We start from the raw sequence: 22,874 nt of genomic DNA on the forward strand, positions 1-22,874 counted from the left end.
AAAAGCAGGGCATTGTACTTTTTGAGTTTAGAAGGTTACAGGTTCGCCGTAATAAGCACAGGTCAGAACTTTCTTTAAGCCTTCGGCATCAATAGGCCGCGGATTGGAGGCAGTGCAGGGGTCGAGGGCCGCATTGGCAGCGATCTCATCTGTATGCTGTTTGAACAGTTCCTCGCTGACGCCGTTTTCTTTGTAGGTCTGGGCGATACCCAGTTTTTGATTTAATTCTTTGATAGAGTCGATCAAAGCGTCGGTCAGCTGTTTATCAGTACTGCCGGGAAGTCCCAGTATCCGTGCGATAGTTGCATACCTGTCGGCACAAACCTTCGCGTTATACTGGATAACCGAGGGCAGCAGGATAGCATTGCAGCAGCCGTGCGGAATATCGAACATAGCCCCGGTTTTATGGGCCAGGCTGTGGGCAATACCCAGAAGCGCATTCGAGAAGGCCATACCAGCCAGGCATTGGGCGATATGCATCTTGCCGCGGGCATCTTTATCTCCGTAATAGCTGTCTATCAAACTGTCATAAATATCGCTGATAGCTTTTAACGCCAGCGGATCGGAAAAATCACTGCGTGCAGAAGCGACATAAGCTTCGATCGCATGGGTCAAAGCATCCATGCCGGTGTGGGCGGTCAGGGTTTTCGGCATGGTCAGGGGAATATCGGTATCTAAAATAGCAATATCCGGAGTGATCTCAAAATCAGCCAGCGGATATTTGATGTTGGTAGCATAATCAGTGATAACTGAGAAAGCTGTTACTTCGGTCGCCGTACCGCTGGTAGAAGGGATCGCTACGAAGATCGCTTTATTTCTGAGTTTGGGAATGTTGAAAGGTTTTTTGATTTCTTCAAAGGTTGCTTCCGGGTGCTCGTAAAAGACCCACATGGCTTTCGCCGCATCTATAGGTGAACCGCCGCCAATGGCGACGATAACGTCAGGCAGGAATTTGCGCATTGCCGCCGCGCCTTTGAAAACGGTTTCAATGGATGGATCCGGTTCGATGCCTTCAAAAAGCTGGGTTTCCATACCGATACTATGCAGAATGTTTTCGACTTTTTCTAAAAAGCCGCCACGTTTCATGGAACTGCCGCCGGTCAGGATCATTGCCTTTTTGTACCCTTCCAGATTTTTTAATTCTTCGATTGCGCCTGCGCCATAATAAATATCGCGCGGTAAAGTAAATCGTGCCATAGCTTGACACCTCCTAAAATAATTTGCCTTGATACCTTTATTATAACATTTTGAATACAATATACAACGTACTGTAGAAAGATAAAAAGTTAAATAATTGTAAACTATAGCAAACTTGCTGGAGGTATCATTTACAGTAAAAGCAGTTTACAAATTAAGGAAATTTTTGAAGCTGTGAATGAAGTGGCGCGACACGGGAATTTCTTTTTCCGGGCAATTTTCAACAGTTAGGATATAAGTGTCATTAAACCAGGGAATGATTTCCCGCACTTTGTTCATATTGACGATATAGCTTTTGTGGGTGCGCAGAAAACCGCAGGGATTCAGCTTTTCTTCTAAAACTTTTAAGGGCAGGTTTGATTCCAGAATGCCTTTGCTGGTATAGATCTGGATTTTTTTGCCGGCATCAGTTTTAATGAGATAAATTTCTTCTTTGGGGTCAAAGACCAGCAGTTTATTATCAGCCCAAAGAGAGAGCCTAATAGGAAAATCACCGCGGGCCGGTGCTTGCTGCTGCTGATCCTGCAAAGCTTTTTGTAATTTTAGAACTGCAGCCTGCAGCCTTGTTTGCGTATAAGGCTTCAGGATATAGTCGAAAGCTTCCAGTTCAAAGGCGCGTACAGCAAATTGGTCAAAACCGGTGGAAAAGATTATTTTGGGAGGCTGCGGCAAAGAACGAAGTTTTTCGGCAACGGTCAAACCATCCAGAACGGGCATTTCGATATCCAGAAAAACTGCGTCGGCAGTATTCGCTGAAAAATAATCGAGTACTGCCTGCCCGTGTTCACATTCGGCGGTAATTTTTACCTTGCCGCCGGCTTCCAGTAAGCTGCGTAATTCCTGGCGAGCCGGAAATTCATCATCGGCGATAACTATTTTCAGCATTTTAATCCTCCTCCTGTTTGGGTATTGTAAAACTGACAGTGGTACCTGTACCATAGGTGCTGGTTATCCGCAGGCCGTTGTCAGGACCATAGATTGCCAGCAGGCGTTTGTTGATATTGACGAGACCGATCGATTTACGGTCAGGAGCGTCCTGCAGCAGAGAATCCAGTTTTGCCGCCGGGATACCGATACCATCGTCGTGGACAGCAATAAAAAAATAATCGCTGCAGTTTTTGACAGTTATAGTGATGGTTCCGCCGTCTAATTTGGGATGCAGGCCATGCTTGACGGAATTTTCAATAATAGGCTGCAGGATCAGGGCAGGGACCTTGAAAAAGGCTGTGTCGTCGATATCGTAATTTATTTTCAGCCTGTCACCAAAACGGGCCATTTCGATATTGATATAAGCATTGATATGCTGCAGTTCCTGACGCAGGGAAATCAATGTATTGGGATCGGCGAGATTTTGACGGTAATAATCAGCCAGATAGTTGATGAGTTTTTTTGCGGTCTGAGGCTGGACTCCGCAGTAATAGCTGATCGTATTCAGGGCGTTGAACAGGAAATGCGGGTTGATCTGCGCCTGCAGAGCTTTGATTTCCGCATCGGCCAGCAGCTTGGTGCGTTCCTTGATCTGATTGATCTCAATATGGGTAGAAAGCATGGCTGCAATGCCTTCGGCAAGCCTTGTTTCAAAAGCCGACATTGCTTCGGCAACGATGTGCCCTACAAAGAGATAGCCGATCGTGGCAGTGCCGTTTGTGACCGGCAGGGCCAGATAAGATGTCAGTACTGTCAGCTTTTCGTTGTCCGGGCAAAATTTTTCTGCCAGTAATGCTTCTATATCTTCCTGCAGATAGGTCAGAAACGGCTGTTCCTGTTCGCAGGCCGTGCAGCCAAGCAACTGCGAATTGGAGGTAATACAGACGACGTCAAAGGATTTGACGTTGTGCAGGATACTTTCAGTGATTTTTTGAGCGGCCTTTTGGTCAAAGCCATTCTGCAAAACAGAAATCGAGCTGTTAGTGATGTTCAGCGCTATCTTGGCAGCCAGGCCTTCAAGGATATCCTTCTGTTTGTAGCTGTCTTTGATAAGCCCGATAAAACAGCCGGTTCCCAGCGCTGTTGTGATCATTACCTGCAGAGCGCAGTCTTCGATCGCAGGTGTAAATTTATAAGGATAGCAAAACAGGGCCAGCAAAATGATATGGCTGGCAGCGAAAATAAAACTGATCCCGATGGCGTGGGGCAGCATTTCTTTTTTGCCCTTGAGCCAGCCTGATAAAAATCCGGACAGCAGGCCTTCGAGGAGGAAAAAGCAGCCGCTGACAAGCGCCGCTTTGGTATGGATCAAGAGAACATAGTGGCCGGCGATCAGCAGTGCGACAGCAAAACCGATCAAGGGCCCGCTGACCAGACCGGCAACGATGATAAAGATAGAACTGGTATTGATGAGCCAGCTTTCGCCCCACAAAGACCAGTAAGTATTGAGGATGCCCAGCAATGAAAAAAACGCAATGATATGGAGCCTGTTTTTCCAGGAATAGTGCTGTTGGAATAAAGTAGCGTGAAAAAAAGCGGTTCGGCTGCAGATAAAGAAAATTATCAAAAAAACGGCCAGTCCGAACCATAAATGGCTCATTGTCTGATAAAGGAAGGTCAGCATAATGTCACTCCTTATAAGGGCAGAATCAGGCATCTTAATGCCGATTTTGTCATCTTGTTCCATTTTTGTTCGGTAAAGCAGTATTTTATGTTATTTTTAATGTAGGAAACTGACTGTGTTTGTCAGATTGATTTTATTATATAAAAGTTTTGTTATACATACAAGAAACATCTTTATTCCATTATGGAGGGAGGGCAGTTGGTAATAAGCATGAAAGGAGAAATTTATTATGGATTTGAAAACGTGTCTGTACGTAGGTTTTGCTCTGTATACGGTATTTGTTATTTATGTGGGCTTCGTTGGTTCAAAAAAGATCAAAGGACTGAGTGATTTTGCGGTTGCCAGCGAAAGTATGGGGCCAATATCCTTAGGGCTGGCTTTTGCGGCCTCCTTCTTCAGCGCAGCCACTTTTCTTGGCTATGTCGGTTATGCCTATGCCTGGGGAGCCTCGGCATTATGGATCTTTTTAGCTATTTTTGGCGGCTCTACGTTGGGCTTTATTGTCATTGCCAAAGGTGTGCGCGACAGTAATACAAAAATCAAAGCTTTATCCCTGCCGGACTGGCTGGGGGAAATGTATAAAAGCGATGCCCTGAGAGCTTTGGTATCGATCATCGTACTGATCCAGATGTTTTATGTAGCCGGTCAGTTATCAGCCGGCGGCACGCTTTTATCAGGCCTGCTGGATATAGATTACAGCACTGCCGTTATTGCTGTGACTGTAGTTACTATTGTTTATGTTACATTAGGAGGTTTGTTTGCCGATGTTTATACCAGTATCGGCCAAACCTGCCTGATGATGTTTGCCGGTGTGCTCGTGTTTTTATCAGGTTTCTTTTTCTTCAAAGGCGGCATCACTGAAGTCAGTACGATCATTGCCGCGCGTGACCCGTTTCTTACTGCTGTCATAAATCCCAATTCCCTGCATATGTACAGCTATGCTACTGTTTTCGGCGTGATCCTGATTGAATTTGCTTTTTCGGGGCAGCCGCAGCTGCTGACGAAAATATTGGCCTTAAAAGATCCTAAAGATATGAAGAAAATGATCTGGACTTGGATCGTAGCTTCGTTCTGCTGTATGCTGGTAATTTTCGGCGGGCTGTATATGCTGGCGCTGAACCCCAATTTACAGCAGCCCGACTATGCTGTAGTTGAATATGTCAAAGCTTATTTCCATCCGATCATCAGCACGATGCTGGCAGTTTCGATCGTAGCGGCATTGATGTCGACAGCCTGCGGGTTACTGCTGGTTATGACTACCTGCATCGCTAATGACCTTTTTATCAAAACACTGGTCAAACGGAAAATCATAGATATACCGCAGGAAAAGGCCCAGCGGATCGCGTTTATGATGACGAAGATCCTGCCGGCAGTTTTCGGGATCATCTGTGTCTTGATGACGCTGCATCCGCCGCAATTCATGGGCGTTATGGTCTGGATAGGTATTTCCGGCGTTGCCTCTGCTACTTTGGCGCCGATGCTGATCGCTATTATCTGGCCCGAACGGATCAATGCTACTGCGGCTATCTGGGGGGCTATTGCCGGTGAGGCAACTTATATGATCGTCTATCTGTTTACCAATATCGAAAAAAGCGTTATGGCAGCCGGCGCCTGGGGGCTGATCGTCAGCTTCGCCGTTATGTGGCTGCTGTCGACCAACAATAAAAAACAGCCGCAGCTGGCAGAAAAATGATTTGAAGCAAAGGATGTGATGTAAATGTTGTGGGCAAGTCCGATGTTAACAGTTTGGGCTATAGGCTGTGTTTTGACGCTTATAGTTTCATATATCCTTTTAGAAAAATGGTATTAAGGCAGGTGTAAATGATGAGAAAACCAAAAGTAGTAATTCTTGGTACCGGCGGCACGATCGCCGGCAAAGCTGGTTCCAACACGGAAATGACAGGCTATCAGGCAGGTGAACTGGGTATCCAGACCCTGATCGACGCTGTGCCGGAAATGCTGGAAGCGGCGGACGTTACTGGCGAGCAGTTCTGCAATATCGGCAGCTTTGATATGACCAGTGATATCTGGCTGAGCCTGAGCCGCCGCGTCAACGAACTTCTGCAGCAGCAGGATGTCGACGGCGTTGTGATCACACATGGTACGGATACGCTGGAAGAAACTGCATATTTTCTGAACCTGACTGTCAAAAGCAGTAAACCGGTGGTTTTAGTCGGCGCTATGCGCCCAGCTACGGCAATGAGTGCGGACGGCCCGGTGAATCTGCTGAATGCAGTTACTTTAGCCGGCTCGCAGGAGGCGGCAGGTAAGGGCGTTTTGATTGCGATGAACGATCAGATCAATGGTGCCCGTGATGCGACTAAGACTAATACGACGCATATAGAAACTTTTAAATCCTGGGAACTGGGTTATTTAGGGTATTTTCAAAATGGCCGGCCTGTCTTTTATAAAACAAGTTTGCGCCGGCATACGGCGGCAGCAGAATTCGATGTCAGCAAGGTGACTGCTTTGCCGCGGGTCGATATTATTTATCTGCACGTAAACTGTGATGCTGTTTTAGCGCAGGCAGCAGTTGCGGCTGGGGCACAGGGGTTAGTCGTTGCGGCTTTTGGTCACGGGAACCTGCATATCGATATGAAGCCTGCCCTGATCAAGATCGCCCAAAGCGGCATCCCCGTAGTACGCAGCACCAGGGTTGGCAACGGTATCGTCAGCCGTATTGCGACAGACGATGAAAATAAATTCATTGTTGCTGACAGTCTTAATCCGCAGAAAGCGAGAATCCTTTTACAGCTGGCGCTGCTGACGACTAAGGCGCCGCAGGAAATCCAAAGAATGTTTAATGAATATTAAGAGTTGATAACAAAACACCGTCTGCGTATGCAGGCGGTGTTTTGTCGTTATAGCTTAATAAAATCAAGGTCTTTATACTATGCTTAGTTAATGGGCGCAGCGTCAGGCGTCGTCCGTTCGATGCGGACGAACGCTTGACAGGGGGGGACTTAATGATAGAATTGAGAATGAAATTATAATTTATTCTTAAAAATATAAATTATCACTAATTAAATGGTAATAATATTTAAAAATATAAATACGAAAAATCGGGTGCAGTAATGCTTAATAGAGAAACAGGTGTAAAACCTGTGCTGTCCCGCAGCTGTAATGCAGAGCGAGTCTTAAAATGTCACTGGGAAACCGGGAAGGCAAGATAAGCGATGAAGCAGAGCCAGAAGAACTGCCCGATTTTGACGCTGTAAAATTCCTGCGATAGACGGGATGGCGCAATTTATTTGACGCTTTTCTGTATCTGTGTGCAGAAGAGCGTTTTCTTTTTGTTTCCATGAGCTTGCGCTTTGGAATAGAGAATCAAAGATATCTGGTGAGGAAAATATTTTAAGGGGGACAAAAATGCAGAAACAGAAACAAAAGAAATTGGGACAGGCGGTCATGCTGGCTTTGGCCATCAGCGCTGCTTATCCATTAGCGGCTTACGGACAGGAGCAGCCGGAAAAAGTTGAAAAGGATTACGGTGTCATCAAGATCACTGCCACTCAGGAAGCTCTTGACGAAAAGATCCATCTGGTAGGCGGCAAGCAAAATGTTGACCTGAACTTTAACGGGAAGAATGAGAACATTATCGGCGCCATGGGCGCGGCCGGGGCGGGCAGCGTGCTCAATATCAACGGCAACGCCACTACTACCATTGGCAAGGAAAACGGCAAAGACGACGACCTTATGTACGGCAAGATGGATTATCCTGACAAAGATCATCAACCGGCCCATTATGAAGGTGATTTGAAAATCAAAGACCTGGCTTTGGTAACGGCTATGAATGGCGGTGTAGTCAATATTACCGGCGGCTCCATGAACCTTGACCTGCTGTACGCCCGCAACGGCAGTGATGACGCCAATAATCCCGTTTCGGTGATCAATGTGAACTTGACCGGCGATCTGATCGGCGGCGACAGCAAGGTGGTTTTGGGCACGTATCAGGAGGATTTTCTGCGTCAGCTTGGCGGCGTAGGCTATAAATACTATACGGGCGACGTTATTGCTAGGCGTCAGGCCGAGATCAATATCAAGGCCAATAATGTGAGTTTGAATAATGTCAAGTCTACTACGGACGCTGCCATTACGATCGTGGCCCAGAATGATCTGGATATCAAAACGCTGCTGGTGCATCATGACGCTACCGGCAAGGTGACCGGCAAAAATGTCACTATCGGTTCCGTAGGAAGCGTCAACGGCGGAGTTCAGATTGACATCGGCGACATCCGGACTCAGCAGGTCACTATCGGCGCTGTGGGTATGATCGGTTCCAGCAGTGAAAGATTCGGTGATGCAGCTGTAGCCAATATTTTTTCTGAGGGTAATATTACTTTAGGCGGGTTCTGCACCGCCAATGGCGCTACAGAGGCTTCGGGAAATGACGGCACCATCAACAGTGTCAGCCAAAGCTTTAACCTGAACGGGGATGTAAAATTAGAAAACGGCCTTTTAAACGTCAATGCGGAAAAGATAGTTTTTGACAGTAAAAAGATCTCTATCAGCAAGAACGGCGCCATCAAAATGCAGGCCCGGGAGATCGGCGGGTCTTTGGGCGAGATCTATTTTTTTGACGAGGCTGGTAAAAATAAAGAAGGAACTATGGAATTGCAGGCCGGCGGCAAAGGTGATCTGAATATTACTAAAATTGAACAGAATAGTGGCAATTATGTTACCAGCATCACTGGGGTTGATAAACTGACGGTGGCTAAAAATATTGATTTAGATAATGCTGATTATAATGATATGAAATATAAATTTTCGCAGAAAGTTACTTTGGGGGCCAACGAGCTGGTAATAGGACATAGCAGTAAGATGGAGGGCTACAGCAGCGTTAACAGCACCTGTGGCAGTATTGTGAAGCTGACAGGCAACAGGCTGCTGAAGCTGGAGGGTTCCTTTACCAATGGCGGACAGGCCCAGCTTGTTGCCGATACCTTGACAGCCTATCAGCTGGGAACTGAAAAAAGCAATATCTGGGGCTTTGCGTATGCCGATAAAGCTGGCACTACCGACGTCAAAGCCAATAATATGCAGGTAGCCACGTCGGTTTATTCTACGGACGGCGGTGTGACTAAAATAACTGCCGGCAATCTGCATATGACCGGCGCAGGCTATGATGCTGGCGACGATACTAACAGCACAAACAACGACGCAGGCTTCATCTGGGCCGACAAGGGCGGACAGGTGCAGCTGGCGATCTTGAATAACGGCAGCTTTACCGGGCGGACGATGGACAGCGGTAAGGTCAGCGACAATTTTACGGTCACTGACGGTAAAATCGATCTGGAACTGGGGGCGGGAGCAGTATGGAATGTGACGGGAGATTCCAGCCTGACGACGCTGAAAAACAACGGCCTCATCGACCTGACCTATAAGGAAGCCGAGACCAGGGCCTTTACGCCCACCAGTCTGACTGTGGATACTTTAGAAGGCAGCGGCGCTGTTAAAGTAAATACCGACGGCACCAAGGCCGACCAGCTCAAGATCAATAAAGCCGGCGGCAGTGTGACCCTGGTCCTGAACACCGACGCCAAAGGCCAGTGGCAGCAGGCCAAGTTCAACGACGTTAAGGTCATTAACGTTGCCGATGCCGACCCTGATTTTAAAGTGGATACGGCGTTAGTCGATGACGGCGGCCAGCTGTACCATTACAAGGCCGAGCTGGTCAAGCAGGGCAATGATTACGTGCTTTCCGGCGGCTACAAAAAAGCGGGCACTCAAATCAGCACCGTCAACGCTCTGGCACCAATCAGGCATCTGGGCGCCGCTGTTCAAAGCTGGCGCAGCAGCAATACCGGCGATATGCTGTTCGACCGTCTGCACGACCTGCGCCTGGGGGCGCAAGAGGGACTGTGGGGCAGCGTCAGCCGCAGCAAGTACGAGACTGACGCTGTAAACGGACACAGCACCGAGACTATCATAGGCGTAGATAAAGCTGCTGCTAAGGGGAGTACCCGGCGTTATACAGGTGCTGCTGTAAATTATGCGGACAGTTCGGACAGCTCGATTTTTGCCAAAGGCAAAAATAAAAATATCAGCCTGGCGGCCTATGGCAGCTGGCAGAAGGATAGTGGGCAATACTTTGATCTTATCGTTAAAGGTACGCATCTGAGCAGTGAGTATGATACTAATGGCAGCACTGCCGACCATGGCAAACTAAGCGGCTGGGGCGCTAATTTCAGCCTGGAGGCAGGACAGAACCTGCAAGTGGCTCAAAGTATCAGTATCGAACCTTATGCCCGGCTGACGTATGGCCATTTATGGGCTGGCAGCTTTACGAGCAGTAATGGTATCAGCAATAAAATGGACGGCAGGGACAGCCTGGTAGGCAGTTTGGGACTGCGTTATAACAAAAAGCTGGAGGGGGGGAACCGCTTATATGCGAAAGCCGCTATGCACCATGAATTTTCTGGCAGCGGCAGATTGAGTATGGCCGATAGTATGGGTGATACAGCGACTATTGATTTGGGCAGTAAGGGAACCTGGTATGAATTGGGGCTTGGCGCTGACTTTAAACTGTCGCCGGTATGCAATGTTTATGCTCAGGTAGAGCGTGTTGCTGGCGGAGATTTTGACATCCCCTGGCGTGTACAGGCAGGGTTTAATTACACTTTTTAATAGGGCTTAAATGTAAAAAATCCTCTCCCGGATTTCCGGGGGAGGATTTTTGGGTTAAAGCATTGCTGCAATTTAAGCTTTTAATTCGATCTCCAGCAGGCAGTCGCCGCTTTCGATACGGTTACCTGCCGCTACATGGATCTGGGCTACGATACCGCTGATAGGTGCTGCGATCGTTGTTTCCATTTTCATGGCTTCGGTAACGACGAGCGGGGTGCCCTTGGTTACAGCCTGGCCTTTTTCGACCATTACTTTGACCACGGAGCCGGATAAAGTGGCGCCGATTTCGCCCTGATTGGCTTTATCTGCTTTTTGGCGGCTAATATTGGTGGCCTTGACATTTCTGTCTTTGATGTCGATTTCACGGGGCAGGCCGTTGAATTCAAAGGAGACTGTACGGATGCCGTCGGCATTGGCTTCGCCGATATGTACCAGTTTAATGACCAGCATCTTGCCCTGTTCGATCTCGACTTTGATTTCTTCACCGATTTTCATGCCGAAGAAGAAGGTGGGCGTATCAAGTACGGAAACATCGCCGAAATCCTGTACGCGTTTGACCCAGTCGGTAAAGACTTTGGGATAGAGACAGTAAGAGCTGACGGCTTCTTCCGAGACAGGTGCTTCCAGTTCTGCCAGTTTGGCTTTGACCTCATCAAAATCAACAGGCGGCAGAGTATCGCCGGGGCGGCCTTCTAAAGGCTTACGTCCTTTGAGGACGATCTGCTGTAGTTTCTGCGGGAAGCCCTGATAGGGAACGCCGATGCGGCCTTCAAAGAATTCAACTACGGAAGCAGGGAAGTCGAGCACGTCGCCTTTGGCATAGATATCTTCTTCACTGAGGTCGTTCTGTACCATAAAGAGCGCCATATCGCCGACGATTTTGGAAGAAGGCGTGACCTTGATCAGATCGCCGAACATCATGGAAACGCGGTGGTACATATCTTTGACTTCTTCCCAGCGTTCGATAAGACCGAGCGCGGTGGCCTGCTGCTTGAGATTGGTGTACTGGCCGCCGGGCATTTCGTGTACATAGACTTCCGGATTGGGGAACAGTTCGGTCTGGTCGGCTGCTTTATAGTACGGACGTACGGTTTCCCAGTAACGGGACAGCTCGTTCATCGCATCTACGTCGACGCGCGGCTGGCGCGGATGACCGCTGAGCGCGTAATAGAGGCTGCTGCCGCTGGGCTGGGACGTGCCGCAGCTCATGGCGGACATGGCAGTATCTACAATATCGACGCCGGCATCGACGGCACGGGCATAAGTATAGATAGCGTTGCCGCTGCCCTCATGCGTGTGCAGGTGGATCGGCAGGTCAACAGCATCTTTGAGCGCGCTGACCAAACGGTAAGCAGCTTCCGGTTTTAAAAGGCCGGCCATGTCTTTGATCGCAACGATATTGGCGCCGGCTGCTGCCAGCTCTTTAGCCATCTCGACATAGTAGTTCAGGTCATATTTATCACGGCGCGGGTCCAGGATATCGCCGGTATAGCACAGCGCCGCTTCGGCTACTTTATTGCATTCACGGACGGTATCGATGGAAAGACGCATATTGTCAAGACCGTTCAGGCTGTCGAAGATGCGGAAAACATCGACGCCGTTTTTAGCGGCCAGACGAATAAATTCCTTGACGACGTTATCGGGATAGCTGGTATAGCCTACGGCATTAGCGCCGCGCAGCAGCATCTGCAGCAGGATATTAGGCGCTTTTTGGCGGAACTGCTGCAGGCGATCCCAGGGGCTTTCATCCAGGAAGCGGTAAGCAACGTCAAATGTAGCGCCGCCCCAGCATTCAAAAGAGAACAGATTAGGCAGCTTGCCGGCTGTGGCCGCTGCTACCTTCATCATATCATTAGTGCGCAGACGGGTCGCAAACAGGGACTGATGCGCGTCACGGAAAGTAGTATCCGTAAGCAGTACTTCACTTTGCGCCTGCACCCATTTGGCAAGTCCAGCCGGGCCGTGAGCGTCAAGGATCTGCTTGCTGCCGTCGGGAATCTTGCCGACGAACGGTTTGGGCATGTTCAGGGGCGCAAATTCCGGTTTGGGCTGCACGCCTACGTTAGAATAGCCGTTGATGGAGATATCGGCAATATAGTTGAGCAGCTTGGTGCCGCGGTCATATGTTTTGGGAAAAATAAACAGCTCGGTATTGTCATCAACAAATTTAGTACTGTAGCTGCCGTCAGTGAACTGCGGGTGCTGCAGTACGTTTTCTAAAAAGAGGATGTTGGTCTTAACGCCGCGGATACGGAATTCTTTTAAACAGCGCAGCATTTTGCTGATAGCGATCTGATGGGTCAGGCCCCAGGTAGTCGCTTTGACCAGCAGGGAATCATAATAAGGCGTGATGACGGAACCGGTAAAGGCGTTGCCGCCGTCCAGACGGACGCCGAAGCCGCCGCCGCTGCGGTAAGCGATCAGTTTCCCGGTGTCGGGCATAAAATTGTTGGCCGGATCTTCCGTAGTGATACGGCACTGGATCGCATGACCGTGAGTGATGATGTCTTTTTGCTCGGGGATCGCTATTTCAGGGTCGTGCAGGGCGTAGCCTTCCGCGATCTTGATTTGTGTCTGGACAATATCAATACCGGTGATCTCTTCGGTAACGGTATGCTCCACCTGGATACGCGGATTGACTTCAATAAAATAGAAGTTATTATCCGGGGTAGCCAGAAATTCAACTGTGCCGGCGCTGATATAATCAACGTTTTTCATCAGCTTGACAGCGGCTTCGCAGATCCGGCTGCGCAGCTGCTGCGGCAGCGAGAAAGCCGGAGCCACTTCGACCAGCTTTTGGTGCCGGCGCTGTACGGAACAGTCGCGTTCGTGCAGATGCACAATGTTGCCGTGCGTATCGCCGATGATCTGGACTTCGATATGTTTTGGGTTTTGCAGATATTTTTCGAGGTAGATCTCGTCGCTGCCAAAGGCTTTCAGAGCCTCGGATTTGGCGAGGCTGTAAGCCTGGTCCAGCTCGTCCATGGAGGCTACCATACGCATACCGCGTCCGCCGCCGCCGTTGACGGCTTTGATGATGATCGGGAAGCCGTGTTTTTCAGCAAAAGCACGCACCTCTTCTACGCTGCTGACGATGCCGTCAGAACCGGGGATCATCGGGATACCGGCCAGTTCGGCCTGCGTGCGGGCATTGATCTTATCACCGAACATGATCAGGTGTTCCAGCCGCGGCCCGATAAAGATGAAGCCTTCTTCAGCGCAGCGTTTGGCCAGCTGGCTGTTTTCAGATAAAAAGCCGTAGCCGGGATGGATAGCATCGACATCGTGCTCGCGGGCGATGCGCATAATGTCTTCGATATCAAGATAAGCGTCGATAGGGCCCTTGCCCTCGCCGACAAGATAAGCTTCGTCGGCACGGTTGCGGTGCAGTGACAAAGTATCTTCCTTAGAATATATTGCTACAGTACGGATGCCTAATTCGTTACAAGCTCGAAAAACGCGGATCGCGATCTCGCCGCGGTTAGCAACTAGAACTGTTTTGATTTTTTTCATGGTAAACCCTCCTTTGGTTGAGACCGTATCCATTGTATAAGAAAAAAGTACTTCTGGCAACAGCAAAAGTTCATGTATACATAATTCTTGCACTGCACTTTGTATACATTTTTAAGGCCACTTACTGATTGTGGTTTTTTAGTGTAAAATTTTCGGCCTGTGCCTAAAATTTACAGTGCAGGTTGCCGGTATAAAAATCACTGTAACGGAGCTATTAGATTTTTAGAAAGTATTTCGATACTTTATTTAATGAAAAAGAAAGTATTATTGCCGGCTTTCACAGAATTTTTACTTGTTTAATTATCGAAGAACGGTTATCATTTAATAGAGAATAATAATGTAAGTACAATATATGTACTTATTTGGAGGTTCGGATATGCCAGAGAAAAAAGCTCCCCCTAAAAAGCCGCTTTATTACTATTATATTTTGGCTTTAGCAATAATTTTGCTGATCAATACTGTTATCGTACCGACGTTTTTCAGTCCGCAGGTCAAAGAGATCTCCTACGGTAACTTTTTACAGATGGTAGATGACGGTAAGGTCGCGAAAGTTGAGATCACGAACAATAAGATTGCCGTGCTGGCCAAAGACAGCGATAACAAAGTGATCTATGTGACCGGCAGGGTGGAAGACCCTGATCTGGTCAATCGTTTAATGAAGAGCAAGGTCGAATTTTCGCAGGTCATTCCCAAGGAAAATTCCCCGCTCGCTAATTTCTTTATGAACTGGGTCCTGCCGATCATGGTCTTTTTTGCCCTGGGCCAGCTGTTTATGCGCTATATGGGCAATAAGCTGGGCGGCGGCAACGCCATGAGCTTTGGCAAAAGCAATGCCAAGGTATATGTTGAGGCCCAGACAGGTAAAAGCTTTGCCGACGTAGCCGGACAGGACGAAGCCAAAGAAGCCCTGATGGAACTGGTAGATTTTCTGCATAATCCTGCCAAATATCAGGCCATCGGCGCCAATATGCCTAAAGGCGCTTTGCTGGTAGGCCCTCCCGGTACAGGCAAGACCCTGCTGGCCAAAGCTGTGGCCGGCGAGGCCAAAGTGCCGTTTTTCAGTATTTCCGGCAGTGAATTTATTGAAATGTTTGTCGGTATGGGTGCGGCCCGTGTACGTGACCTGTTCAAGCAGGCACAGGAAAAGGCTCCCTGTATCGTTTTTATTGATGAGATCGACGCTATCGGCAAGCGCCGTGACAGTGGCCAGTTTGGCGGCAACGACGAACGTGAGCAGACTTTGAACCAGCTGCTTTCGGAAATGGACGGCTTTGACGGCAGCAAGGGCGTTGTGATCTTAGCGGCGACTAACCGCCCTGAATCGTTGGACAAAGCGCTGCTGCGTCCCGGACGTTTTGACCGCCGCATCCCTGTAGAACTGCCTGATCTGCAGGGGCGTGAAGCGATCTTAAGAGTACACGCCAAAGCGATCAAGACCTGTGATGATATCGATTATCTGACTGTGGCAAGAGCTACCGCCGGCGCTTCCGGCGCCGAGCTGGCCAATATCGTCAATGAGGCTGCCCTGCGTGCTGTTAAAATGAACCGTACCTGCGTGAGCCAAAGTGATCTGGAGGAATCGGTGGAGGTCGTTATCGCCGGTTATCAGCGCAAAGGTGCGGTGATCCCTCCGGAAGAAAAGAAGATCGTTGCCTATCACGAGATCGGGCATGCGCTGGTAGCTGCTTTGCAGAAAAAATCGGCGCCCGTCCATAAGATTACGATCATTCCCCGCACCTCCGGGGCGCTGGGATATACGATGCAGGTTTCTGAAACAGATAACGTGCTGATGAGTAAAGAGGAACTGTTTAACAAGATCGTTACTATTACCGGCGGACGTTCGGCGGAAGAGGTTATTTTCAATTCTATCACTTCCGGTGCTTCCAACGATATCGAGCAGGCTACCAAGCTGGCCCGTGCCATGGTGACGCGTCTGGGCATGACCGAAGAATTCGACATGATGGCGACGGAGACCATGAGCAATATTTATCTGGGCGGCGACCCGGCGCTTAATTGTTCCAATGAAACCGCCAGCAAGATCGATGCCAAGGTTTTGGAAATTATCAAAGCAGCGCATCAGCAGGCGCGTGATATTCTGGAAGCAAATAAAGCAAAATTACATGAGCTGGCAGCTTTTCTGCTGGAACGTGAAACTATTACCGGCGAGGAATTTATGCGGCTTTTGAACAGTGAGGCCGATGTTATCGAAACTTCCGCGACGGCTGTAAAAGAAGGTGAAGCTGATGCTGAGGAAGCAAGCAGTATTTGACAGGGATGCTTTTTTAGCCCTGCCTGATCTACCGCCCCGTTTAAAGCTTTGGGGTGAAGACCGTGAATTGGAAGACTTTTTGACGCAAAAAGCGTTTGCGATCAAGCCGCTGCCCGGTTCTGTGCCGCGTGCTGACGGTGAAGTGAAGATCGCCGTCGTCGGTAGTGGTCCTGCCGGTTTGGGCAGTGCTGACGAATTGACCCGTTTGGGGTTCAAAGTGACCGTATTTGAGCGTGACGATCGGCCCGGCGGACTTTTGATGTATGGCGTGCCTAACATCAAGCTGCCGAAAGCAATCGTCCTGCAGAAGATTGAGGCGCTGCAGGCTGCCGGTGTGGAATTCCGGCTGCAGACTGAGATCGGCAGGGACGTGACTTTCGCCGAGCTGCAGAAGGAATTTGCCGCGATCATCGTCTGTGTTGGCAGTACTGCGCCGCGGCGCTTGAAAATGATCAATGACGATGCCAGAGGCGTTTATTATGCCAAAGATTTTCTGACTTATGTAACCAGAGAGATGCTGCAGCCTGATGCTGCCGTGTCTGTCGATGCGGCCGGCAAAGACGTAGTGATCGTCGGCGGCGGTGATACAGGCATCGACTGCGCCGCTGTGGCTTTTGCCCAGGGTGCCCGCAGTATCCGCCAGATCGAACTGCGGGAATGCGAGATGACCGGTAAGACGCAGGATAATTTCTGTGAGCTGGTCAGCGGCGATCATACTTTGGAATACTGTACGCAGCTGCAGGATGTTGTTTTTGACGAACAGGGAGCGGTACAGGGCGTGCGGCTGGCCAAAGTGGAATGGGTAGCTCCTGCTGCCGGCAGCCTGCCTAAAGCGCAGGTACTGGCTGGGTCGGAAACAGAACTGCCGGCGCAGCTTCTGCTGCTGGCTACCGGTTTTACAGGGCCTGAGCCGGCGGTGTTCAGTACCTTTGCTTTCAACAAGACCCCTATTGGCACGATTGCCAAAGGCAGCGGTTATTTTGATACTTCGCGGCCGGGCGTGTTTGCCGCAGGCGATGCGCGCCGCGGGCAGGGCGTTGTAGAATGGGCTTTTGCCGAGGGACGTAATGCGGCTGTTGAATGCGCGCAGTATTTGCATACTTTGAAAAAATAAATGCTGAAAGCCAGTATCCTTTAAGGATACTGGCTTTTTTCGTTTGTTGGTTCTAGTATTTTCAGCATAGCTGTCTCACTTGCTATTTAGCAAGTAAAGTCTGCAATAGTTCCTCGGTCAGGTCCAGCTCGGTATAAACAGTGATGCCGTTTTGCTTCAATAAGGCGCTGGTCACACCGTCGCCGCTCGTCAAGGTGCCATCAAAATTGCCGTTATAAATTTTACCGGCACCGCAGGAAGGGCTGCGCGCTTTGAGGATAGCGGTACTGATATGCTCTTTGCGGGCCAGTGCAAGCACTGCCTCTGCTCCCTGGATAAAGTTTGCCGTGACATCACGGCCGCTGCTGGCATAGACTTTAGCCTTGCCGTTAAGAACATCGCTGCCGTCGCCGCCCCTGATCTCGGCCGGGGGACGGGGCACGGCAAGCTGGCCCAGGCATTCAGGGCAGACCGGCAGGAACAGGCCGCGCCCCTGATATTGTGCCAGCAGCTCGCAGTAATTGCTGCCGCCGCTGTATTTTACATTTGCTCCCAATAAACAGGCGCTGACTAGTAGCATGCTGCACACTCCTTTTCTGCTTCCATCTTAACGTAAGTGTGAATTTTTGGCAACCTGAATTGACAGCGGCCGCTAAAACTGGTAAGGTAATAAAAGGGAATGGGGTACTCCCTAAATGACTGTAGTCATTTGAACCGCTTAGTTTAGATAAGCTGATGACTTCTGCCGTGTAGGCGAAGTGTCGGCTTTTTTTATTTTTTTGCAAAGGTGGAAACAGAATGCATGAATTATTAGCAGTGGCTTTAGGCGGCAGCCTTGGTGCTGTCAGCCGTTATCTGGTCACAAATTATATTTTTATCCGCTGGCATTGCCATTGGCCTTGGGCGACTTTTATTGTTAATGCCGCAGGGTGTCTGGCCATGGGGTTCTTAATGGTTTTGATCACAGAGAAAGGACTGCTGACGCCCTATTGGCGTTTGCTGCTGTGTGTCGGTTTTTTAGGAGGATTGACCACGTTTTCTTCGTTTAGTTATGAATCGCTGACCCTGCTGGCAGAAGGCAACCTGGCGGGTGCAGGGCTGAATGTTGCTGGCAGCGTCGTGGTGGGGATCGTGTTTGCCTGGCTTGGGACTATCGCTGCCCGGGCGCTGTAATAAAAAACAGTCAGCTTGCAAGCTGACTGTTTTTGCTATTTATGCAGAGGTTTTTATTGCTGAGCGCTTTTGGACGTATTCAGGATAAAAATGGAAGCTAAGATCAAAGCCATACCAAGGATCTTAGCAGCTGTCACTTCCTCGCCAAAGACAAAAATGCCGACAGCTGCTGCGACCAGCGGTTCCAAAGTAGCCAGGATAGAGGCCTGGCCCGCATCAACGTCCTGCAGGCCGCGGGTATAAAGCAGATAAGGCGCCACGGTACAGATCAGGGCGATAGCCAGGGCTCCGGCAGCGGCACGCCAGTCGGCCAGCAGTGTGAAAAGCTGCTGCGGGTCAGCCAGCGGCAAAGCCCCCAGGGTCGCAAAATAAAAGGTATAAGCAGTGATCGTCAGCGTGCTGTAACGCCGCAGTGCCAGTTTGCCAAAAATACTGTACAGCGCGTAGCCAAAGCCTGAGGCCAGGCCAAAAGCAAAGGCTTCAGCGGTCAGTGCCAGTTTGCTTGCAAAAATGCCGGTGATCAGGCCGCAGCCGCAGAAAGTTGCCAGAAGTGCCAGCATTTTACGGCCGGTAAATTTTTCGCCAAACAGGATCAGGGAAAGCAGCATCACAAAAACCGGCGCCGTATATAAGAGCAGGACGGCGATAGAGATGGAACTGCCGTCAATAGCGCGAAAATAACAGTAATTGAAAAAGACCAGACTTAAAAGACCGGTGCCGATAAAAAGCCAGCTGTCGCGCCAGCGGATCTTTAACAGGCTGGGATCGATCTTCAAAATAATGGCAGTCATCAGCAGGGCGGCCACTAATACCCGCAGGGTGACCACCTGCAGGGGCGAGAAGCCGCAGGCTGATAAAAATTTGAAAAAAAGAGCGATGAGACCCCAAAGGCAGGCTCCGGAGATGATGGATAAGTAGGCGCTTTGTATCATGCTGGCCCCTCTTTTGCTCAAAATATTTAAAGTTTAGCAGGATTTATGTTTAGAAGAGTCAACAGTACAGAAGATTTTTTTGTTCTTTTTATGGGCAGAGGGTTTTGAAGTAAAACCTTTGCCAAAAACATCGTTGGCATCCTGAATGATCATAAAACAGCCGGGATCGATGTCACGGACGATCTGTTTGATTTTTGCCACCTGTGTCAGCTTGGCAACGACTAAAAGCACTTTGCGCTGCTGATGCGTGTAGGCGCCTTCAGCATAAAGATAGGTGACGCCGCGTCCGATGACTTCTATTATACCATTGCCGATCTCTTCATAATGCTCGCTGATGATAATGATATTTTTTTTGTAATCAAAGCCGTCGGTAAAGGCGTTGCAGGTCTTGAACATGACGAAGAAAGCCAGCAGGGTGTAAAGCACAGCTTCCAGGCCAAAGTAAAAAACGCCGATAAACATTAAAATGATGTTGAACATGAAACCGGTAGTGCCAATACTGATACTGTAATGTTTGTTGATGATCGCGCCGATGATATCGGTGCCGCCGCTGCTGCCGCCGACACGGTACATCATCGCTGCGCCGATACCGTAGATGACGCCGCCGGCGATGCAGGCCAGCATGGGGTCGTGCACATAAGGCGCCTGTTCAGCCAAAAAGTGAAAGGCATCGAGGGAAACGGAAAAAACAAGCATGCCGTAGAGCGCGCCGACGATATAGGAACGGTCCATAAATTTATAGGCCGCGATAAACAGAGGGATATTCAAAAGCAGACTGGTAATACCCATCGGCAGGCCGATCAGATAATATAAAATGACGGAAACACCGCCGATACCGCCGCTGATAAGCTTGTTGGGCATATAAAAAGCGTTGATCGCCACACCCATAAGCACGCAGCCCAGGGTGACCATAAGATAACGGTAACAATGCTGACGCATAAAAAAGCTCCTTCTTGTAAAATTTACGAATATTGTATACATAGTAGCACTTTTCAGAAAAAAAGCAATGTTGCCAACAATAAAAATGTGTAAATTTTTCGAAAATAGCTGAAAAAGACAAATAAAATAGAAAAAATTCACAAAATTGTTCGATTTATCTTGCGGCTGCGACCGAAGCAAGATAAAATATATTGTATACAGGAAAACAATCGAGGCTAACTTATGGAAAAAATATATGAAACAGCTCATGCAAAAATAAATTTAGGACTGGACGTACTGGGCAAGCGCCCCGACGGCTACCATGAGGTGCGCATGGTGATGCAGAGCATCGGACTGAGCGACACCGTGACGATCGAGGAAGGCGAAGGGCTGACGGTCGAAACCGATCATGGCGGGCTGGCCGGCGGGCCGGATAACCTGGCCTGGAAAGCGGCGGCGCTTTTAGCGCGCAGCTGCGGGAAAACACCGAACGTTCACATCAGACTGAACAAAAAAATTTTTCTGGCAGCAGGACTGGCCGGCGGCAGCAGTGACGCCGCTGCCGTTTTGCGGGGTTTGAACCGGCTCTGGCGGTTGAACATGACTGCGGCAGACCTGGAAAAGCTGGCTGCGGAATTGGGCTCGGACATACCCTTTTGCGTTACAGGGGGAACAGCCCTGGCTGAGGGTCGCGGGGAAAGACTGACTGCCCTGCCGGAAGTGCCAAAGCTGCTGCTGGTACTGGCAAAGCCGAAGCTGGAAGTGGCGACAGGCTGGGTCTATGGTAATTTCCGTCAGGATAAAGTCGGGTCAAGGCCCGATATCGACGGTATTATAAAAGCGCTGGAGCAGGGAGCGGCAGCAGAGCTGCTGGCAAGCTGCGGCAATGTTTTGGAAAGCGTGACTATTCCTGCTCATCCTGTCATTGCCGAAATCAAACAGAAAATGCTGGCGGCAGGAGCAAAATATGCTTTGATGTCGGGCAGCGGGCCAACGGTTTTTGCCGTGGCCGAAAGCAAAGAGATAACTGCAAGCATTTTGACGGCACTGACAGAGCTTGATCTGGAAACTGCTGTTACTACTACTGTGCAAAAGGAGAGGATCTGAAGATGAGTGGGCACCTTAGACCGATTAAACTAGACAGTTACAAACCTCTGCGGGAACTGGTATGCGAAAATATCCGCCAGGCGATCATTGACGGTACTTTCAGTCCCGGCGAGCGTTTGATGGAAATCCAGCTGGCCGATGAAATGGGCGTCAGCCGCACTCCCGTACGCGAAGCGATCCGCAAGCTGGAATTGGAAGGCTTTGTCGTGATGATCCCCCGGCGCGGCACTTATGTAGCGGATATTTCGATCAAAGACATCAATGAGGTTTATGAGATCCGTACTTCGCTGGACGTTTTGGCGGCCGGACTTGCCGCTGAACGCATCAACGACGACGAGCTGGAAACACTGCAGCGACTGTTGGTCGAGATCGGCCAGCATATCGAAGAAAACAATATGGAGAAGATCGTCGAAGTGGATATTGCCTTCCACGATGTTTTATATCAGGCCAGCCGTAATGAAAGGCTGCGCAATATCATCAATAACCTGCGCGAGCAGATCACAGTCATTCGCGGCCGCTCTATGATGTATCCGGGGCGTCTTGCCGATACGATGGAAGAACACCGCGCGCTGGTAGACAGCATTGCTGCCCGCGATGTGGAAAGGGCCCAGAATGCGGCGCGCATCCATTTGGAAAACGCCGAGCATACTTTGCTCAAGGATATGGTGGAAAGTCATAACGAAAAGAAAAATAAAGAGTAAGACCGAAAGAGGTTAGGCTGTATGTATAATGCGGTTATTTTGGCCGGTGGAAAAACGCCGTGGCTGCAAAAGGCCGTTGGGACCAATATCAGGGCGTTAGCTCCCCTGGGAGGGCGGCGGCTGGTAGAATATATCATCGACGCCCTGGATCGAAGCGGTATGATCGACCGGATCATCGTAGCGGCAGACAGCAGTGAGTGGGAAGCGGCAGTCCTGCCGCAGCGTGCGGAGCTGGTGGCTGTAAAAACCGCATCCATGCCGGAAACGGCAGCCGCCGCAGTGGCGGTTCTGCCGGCGGACGGCAAAATTTTATTTGTGTGCGATGATATTCCCCTGCTGACTGCTGCGGCAGTGCAGGATTTTCTGCGGCAGACGGAAACTGTGGCAGCGGACGCTTATTATCCCGTGATTCCCGAAGCGGACTGCGCCAGAGCGTTTCCCGGCGCGGAGCGTACCTATGTCACTTTGCCGGACGGCAGATTTACCGGCGGTAATCTGATGCTGATCAAGGCCGCTGTTGTAGCCCGCAGTCTGGATAAGGCCAGGGATATTTTTGCCCGCCGCAAAAAGCCTTGGGAGCTGTGCGGCTGGCTGGGTTTTGGCTTCGTGCTGAAATTCCTGCTGCACCGGCTGACGCTGACAGATGTGGAGCGGCGGGCGTCGGAGCTGCTGGAATTTAAGGGTAAAGCCATAGTTTCGCATTACCCTGAGATCGGCATGGACATTGATAAAGAAGAAGACTGGCAATTGCTGCAAAGCTATTTTAAGAATAGAAAGTAGAAAAGAGGGGCGC

16 protein-coding genes and 2 riboswitches are annotated in these 22,874 nt (G+C 49.7%); of the genes, 9 read left to right on the forward strand and 7 right to left on the reverse strand.

All coding sequences use genetic code 11. The features are described from left to right. Positions 1-27 precede the first annotated feature (27 nt). From Q4G98_RS02110 to Q4G98_RS02120, 3 genes are all read right to left on the reverse strand, one after another. Positions 28-1,197, reverse strand: a complete 1,170-nt coding sequence (locus Q4G98_RS02110) for an iron-containing alcohol dehydrogenase (RefSeq protein WP_298564426.1) — start codon at positions 1,195-1,197, stop codon at positions 28-30. 147 nt (positions 1,198-1,344) lie between these two features. Next, positions 1,345-2,082 carry a LytTR family DNA-binding domain-containing protein gene (locus Q4G98_RS02115; protein ID WP_298564428.1) on the reverse strand — a complete coding sequence of 246 codons (738 nt, stop codon included), beginning with the start codon at positions 2,080-2,082 and terminating at the stop codon, positions 1,345-1,347. 1 nt (position 2,083) lies between these two features. Beyond that, the gene (locus Q4G98_RS02120) at positions 2,084-3,748 is read right to left on the reverse strand and encodes a histidine kinase (RefSeq protein ID WP_298564430.1); all 1,665 of its coding nucleotides are present in this window, start codon (positions 3,746-3,748) and stop codon (positions 2,084-2,086) included. A 229-nt stretch (positions 3,749-3,977) separates the two neighbouring features. Between Q4G98_RS02120 and Q4G98_RS02125 the strand changes: the two genes are divergently transcribed. From Q4G98_RS02125 to Q4G98_RS02135, 3 genes are all read left to right on the forward strand, one after another. Beyond that, the gene (locus tag Q4G98_RS02125; protein WP_298564432.1) at positions 3,978-5,441 is read left to right on the forward strand and encodes a hypothetical protein; all 1,464 of its coding nucleotides are present in this window, start codon (positions 3,978-3,980) and stop codon (positions 5,439-5,441) included. Positions 5,442-5,569: 128 nt separating this feature from the next. Further along, positions 5,570-6,562: an asparaginase gene (locus Q4G98_RS02130; protein WP_301961815.1), complete on the forward strand. Its 993-nt coding sequence runs from the start codon at positions 5,570-5,572 to the stop codon at positions 6,560-6,562. Between the two features lie 233 nt (positions 6,563-6,795). Beyond that, positions 6,796-6,967, forward strand: a riboswitch (cobalamin riboswitch). A 150-nt stretch (positions 6,968-7,117) separates the two neighbouring features. Further along, positions 7,118-10,375: an autotransporter outer membrane beta-barrel domain-containing protein gene (locus tag Q4G98_RS02135; protein WP_298564436.1), complete on the forward strand. Its 3,258-nt coding sequence runs from the start codon at positions 7,118-7,120 to the stop codon at positions 10,373-10,375. A 72-nt stretch (positions 10,376-10,447) separates the two neighbouring features. Here Q4G98_RS02135 and Q4G98_RS02140 read toward each other — a convergent pair whose 3' ends face one another. Then, a complete protein-coding gene (locus tag Q4G98_RS02140) occupies positions 10,448-13,888 on the reverse strand; it encodes a pyruvate carboxylase (protein WP_298564437.1) in 3,441 nt (1,146 codons plus the stop codon). A 376-nt stretch (positions 13,889-14,264) separates the two neighbouring features. Between Q4G98_RS02140 and ftsH the strand changes: the two genes are divergently transcribed. Beyond that, positions 14,265-16,157, forward strand: a complete 1,893-nt coding sequence (gene ftsH / locus Q4G98_RS02145; RefSeq protein WP_298564439.1) for an ATP-dependent zinc metalloprotease FtsH — start codon at positions 14,265-14,267, stop codon at positions 16,155-16,157. Continuing rightward, entirely contained in the window at positions 16,132-17,271 is a 1,140-nt protein-coding gene (locus Q4G98_RS02150) for an FAD-dependent oxidoreductase (protein WP_298564442.1), read from the forward strand. Before ftsH ends, Q4G98_RS02150 begins: the two co-directional genes overlap by 26 nt. A gap of 82 nt (positions 17,272-17,353) precedes the next feature. On the opposite strand, the gene Q4G98_RS02155 is transcribed toward Q4G98_RS02150, so the two are convergent. Continuing rightward, positions 17,354-17,830, reverse strand: a complete 477-nt coding sequence (locus Q4G98_RS02155; RefSeq protein ID WP_298564443.1) for a DUF523 domain-containing protein — start codon at positions 17,828-17,830, stop codon at positions 17,354-17,356. Positions 17,831-17,916: 86 nt separating this feature from the next. Next, positions 17,917-18,002, forward strand: a riboswitch (Fluoride riboswitch). Positions 18,003-18,048: 46 nt separating this feature from the next. Here Q4G98_RS02155 and crcB point away from each other — a divergent pair. After that, positions 18,049-18,423 carry a fluoride efflux transporter CrcB gene (crcB, locus tag Q4G98_RS02160; RefSeq protein ID WP_293546395.1) on the forward strand — a complete coding sequence of 125 codons (375 nt, stop codon included), beginning with the start codon at positions 18,049-18,051 and terminating at the stop codon, positions 18,421-18,423. Positions 18,424-18,476: 53 nt separating this feature from the next. Here crcB and Q4G98_RS02165 read toward each other — a convergent pair whose 3' ends face one another. Continuing rightward, positions 18,477-19,355, reverse strand: a complete 879-nt coding sequence (locus Q4G98_RS02165; RefSeq protein WP_293717849.1) for a DMT family transporter — start codon at positions 19,353-19,355, stop codon at positions 18,477-18,479. A gap of 33 nt (positions 19,356-19,388) precedes the next feature. After that, on the reverse strand, positions 19,389-20,294 hold the full coding sequence (locus Q4G98_RS02170; RefSeq protein WP_293546389.1) for a YitT family protein: 906 nt from the start codon (positions 20,292-20,294) through the stop codon (positions 19,389-19,391). Between the two features lie 222 nt (positions 20,295-20,516). On the opposite strand from Q4G98_RS02170, the gene ispE reads away from it, so the two are divergent. From ispE to Q4G98_RS02185, 3 genes are read left to right on the forward strand one after another with little or no spacing between them, the layout of a single operon-like run. Next, a complete protein-coding gene (gene ispE / locus Q4G98_RS02175; RefSeq protein WP_298564445.1) occupies positions 20,517-21,380 on the forward strand; it encodes a 4-(cytidine 5'-diphospho)-2-C-methyl-D-erythritol kinase in 864 nt (287 codons plus the stop codon). A gap of 2 nt (positions 21,381-21,382) precedes the next feature. Next, a complete protein-coding gene (locus Q4G98_RS02180) occupies positions 21,383-22,081 on the forward strand; it encodes a GntR family transcriptional regulator (protein WP_177559236.1) in 699 nt (232 codons plus the stop codon). 21 nt (positions 22,082-22,102) lie between these two features. Further along, complete coding sequence (locus tag Q4G98_RS02185) at positions 22,103-22,861, forward strand: NTP transferase domain-containing protein (protein ID WP_298564446.1); 759 nt, start codon at positions 22,103-22,105, stop codon at positions 22,859-22,861. Positions 22,862-22,874: the final 13 nt, after the last annotated feature.

Origin of the sequence: uncultured Phascolarctobacterium sp., from assembly GCF_958349595.1 — a bacterium.
In the GTDB taxonomy this organism is placed as follows: domain Bacteria; phylum Bacillota; class Negativicutes; order Acidaminococcales; family Acidaminococcaceae; genus Phascolarctobacterium.

Bases quoted from the DNA above. Each gene is read 5' to 3' on its own strand.
- Q4G98_RS02110 (WP_298564426.1), bottom strand. From the start codon at position 1,197: ATGGCACGATTTACTTTACCGCGCGATATTTATTATGGCGCAGGCGCA.
- Q4G98_RS02155 (WP_298564443.1), bottom strand. From the start codon at position 17,830: ATGCTACTAGTCAGCGCCTGTTTATTGGGAGCAAATGTAAAATACAGC.
- Q4G98_RS02115 (WP_298564428.1), bottom strand. From the start codon at position 2,082: ATGCTGAAAATAGTTATCGCCGATGATGAATTTCCGGCTCGCCAGGAA.
- Q4G98_RS02165 (WP_293717849.1), bottom strand. From the start codon at position 19,355: ATGATACAAAGCGCCTACTTATCCATCATCTCCGGAGCCTGCCTTTGG.
- Q4G98_RS02150 (WP_298564442.1), top strand. From the start codon at position 16,132: ATGCTGAGGAAGCAAGCAGTATTTGACAGGGATGCTTTTTTAGCCCTG.
- Q4G98_RS02180 (WP_177559236.1), top strand. From the start codon at position 21,383: ATGAGTGGGCACCTTAGACCGATTAAACTAGACAGTTACAAACCTCTG.
- ispE (WP_298564445.1), top strand. From the start codon at position 20,517: ATGGAAAAAATATATGAAACAGCTCATGCAAAAATAAATTTAGGACTG.
- ftsH (WP_298564439.1), top strand. From the start codon at position 14,265: ATGCCAGAGAAAAAAGCTCCCCCTAAAAAGCCGCTTTATTACTATTAT.
- Q4G98_RS02185 (WP_298564446.1), top strand. From the start codon at position 22,103: ATGTATAATGCGGTTATTTTGGCCGGTGGAAAAACGCCGTGGCTGCAA.
- Q4G98_RS02120 (WP_298564430.1), bottom strand. From the start codon at position 3,748: ATGCTGACCTTCCTTTATCAGACAATGAGCCATTTATGGTTCGGACTG.
- Q4G98_RS02135 (WP_298564436.1), top strand. From the start codon at position 7,118: ATGCAGAAACAGAAACAAAAGAAATTGGGACAGGCGGTCATGCTGGCT.
- Q4G98_RS02140 (WP_298564437.1), bottom strand. From the start codon at position 13,888: ATGAAAAAAATCAAAACAGTTCTAGTTGCTAACCGCGGCGAGATCGCG.
- Q4G98_RS02130 (WP_301961815.1), top strand. From the start codon at position 5,570: ATGATGAGAAAACCAAAAGTAGTAATTCTTGGTACCGGCGGCACGATC.
- Q4G98_RS02125 (WP_298564432.1), top strand. From the start codon at position 3,978: ATGGATTTGAAAACGTGTCTGTACGTAGGTTTTGCTCTGTATACGGTA.
- Q4G98_RS02170 (WP_293546389.1), bottom strand. From the start codon at position 20,294: ATGCGTCAGCATTGTTACCGTTATCTTATGGTCACCCTGGGCTGCGTG.
- crcB (WP_293546395.1), top strand. From the start codon at position 18,049: ATGCATGAATTATTAGCAGTGGCTTTAGGCGGCAGCCTTGGTGCTGTC.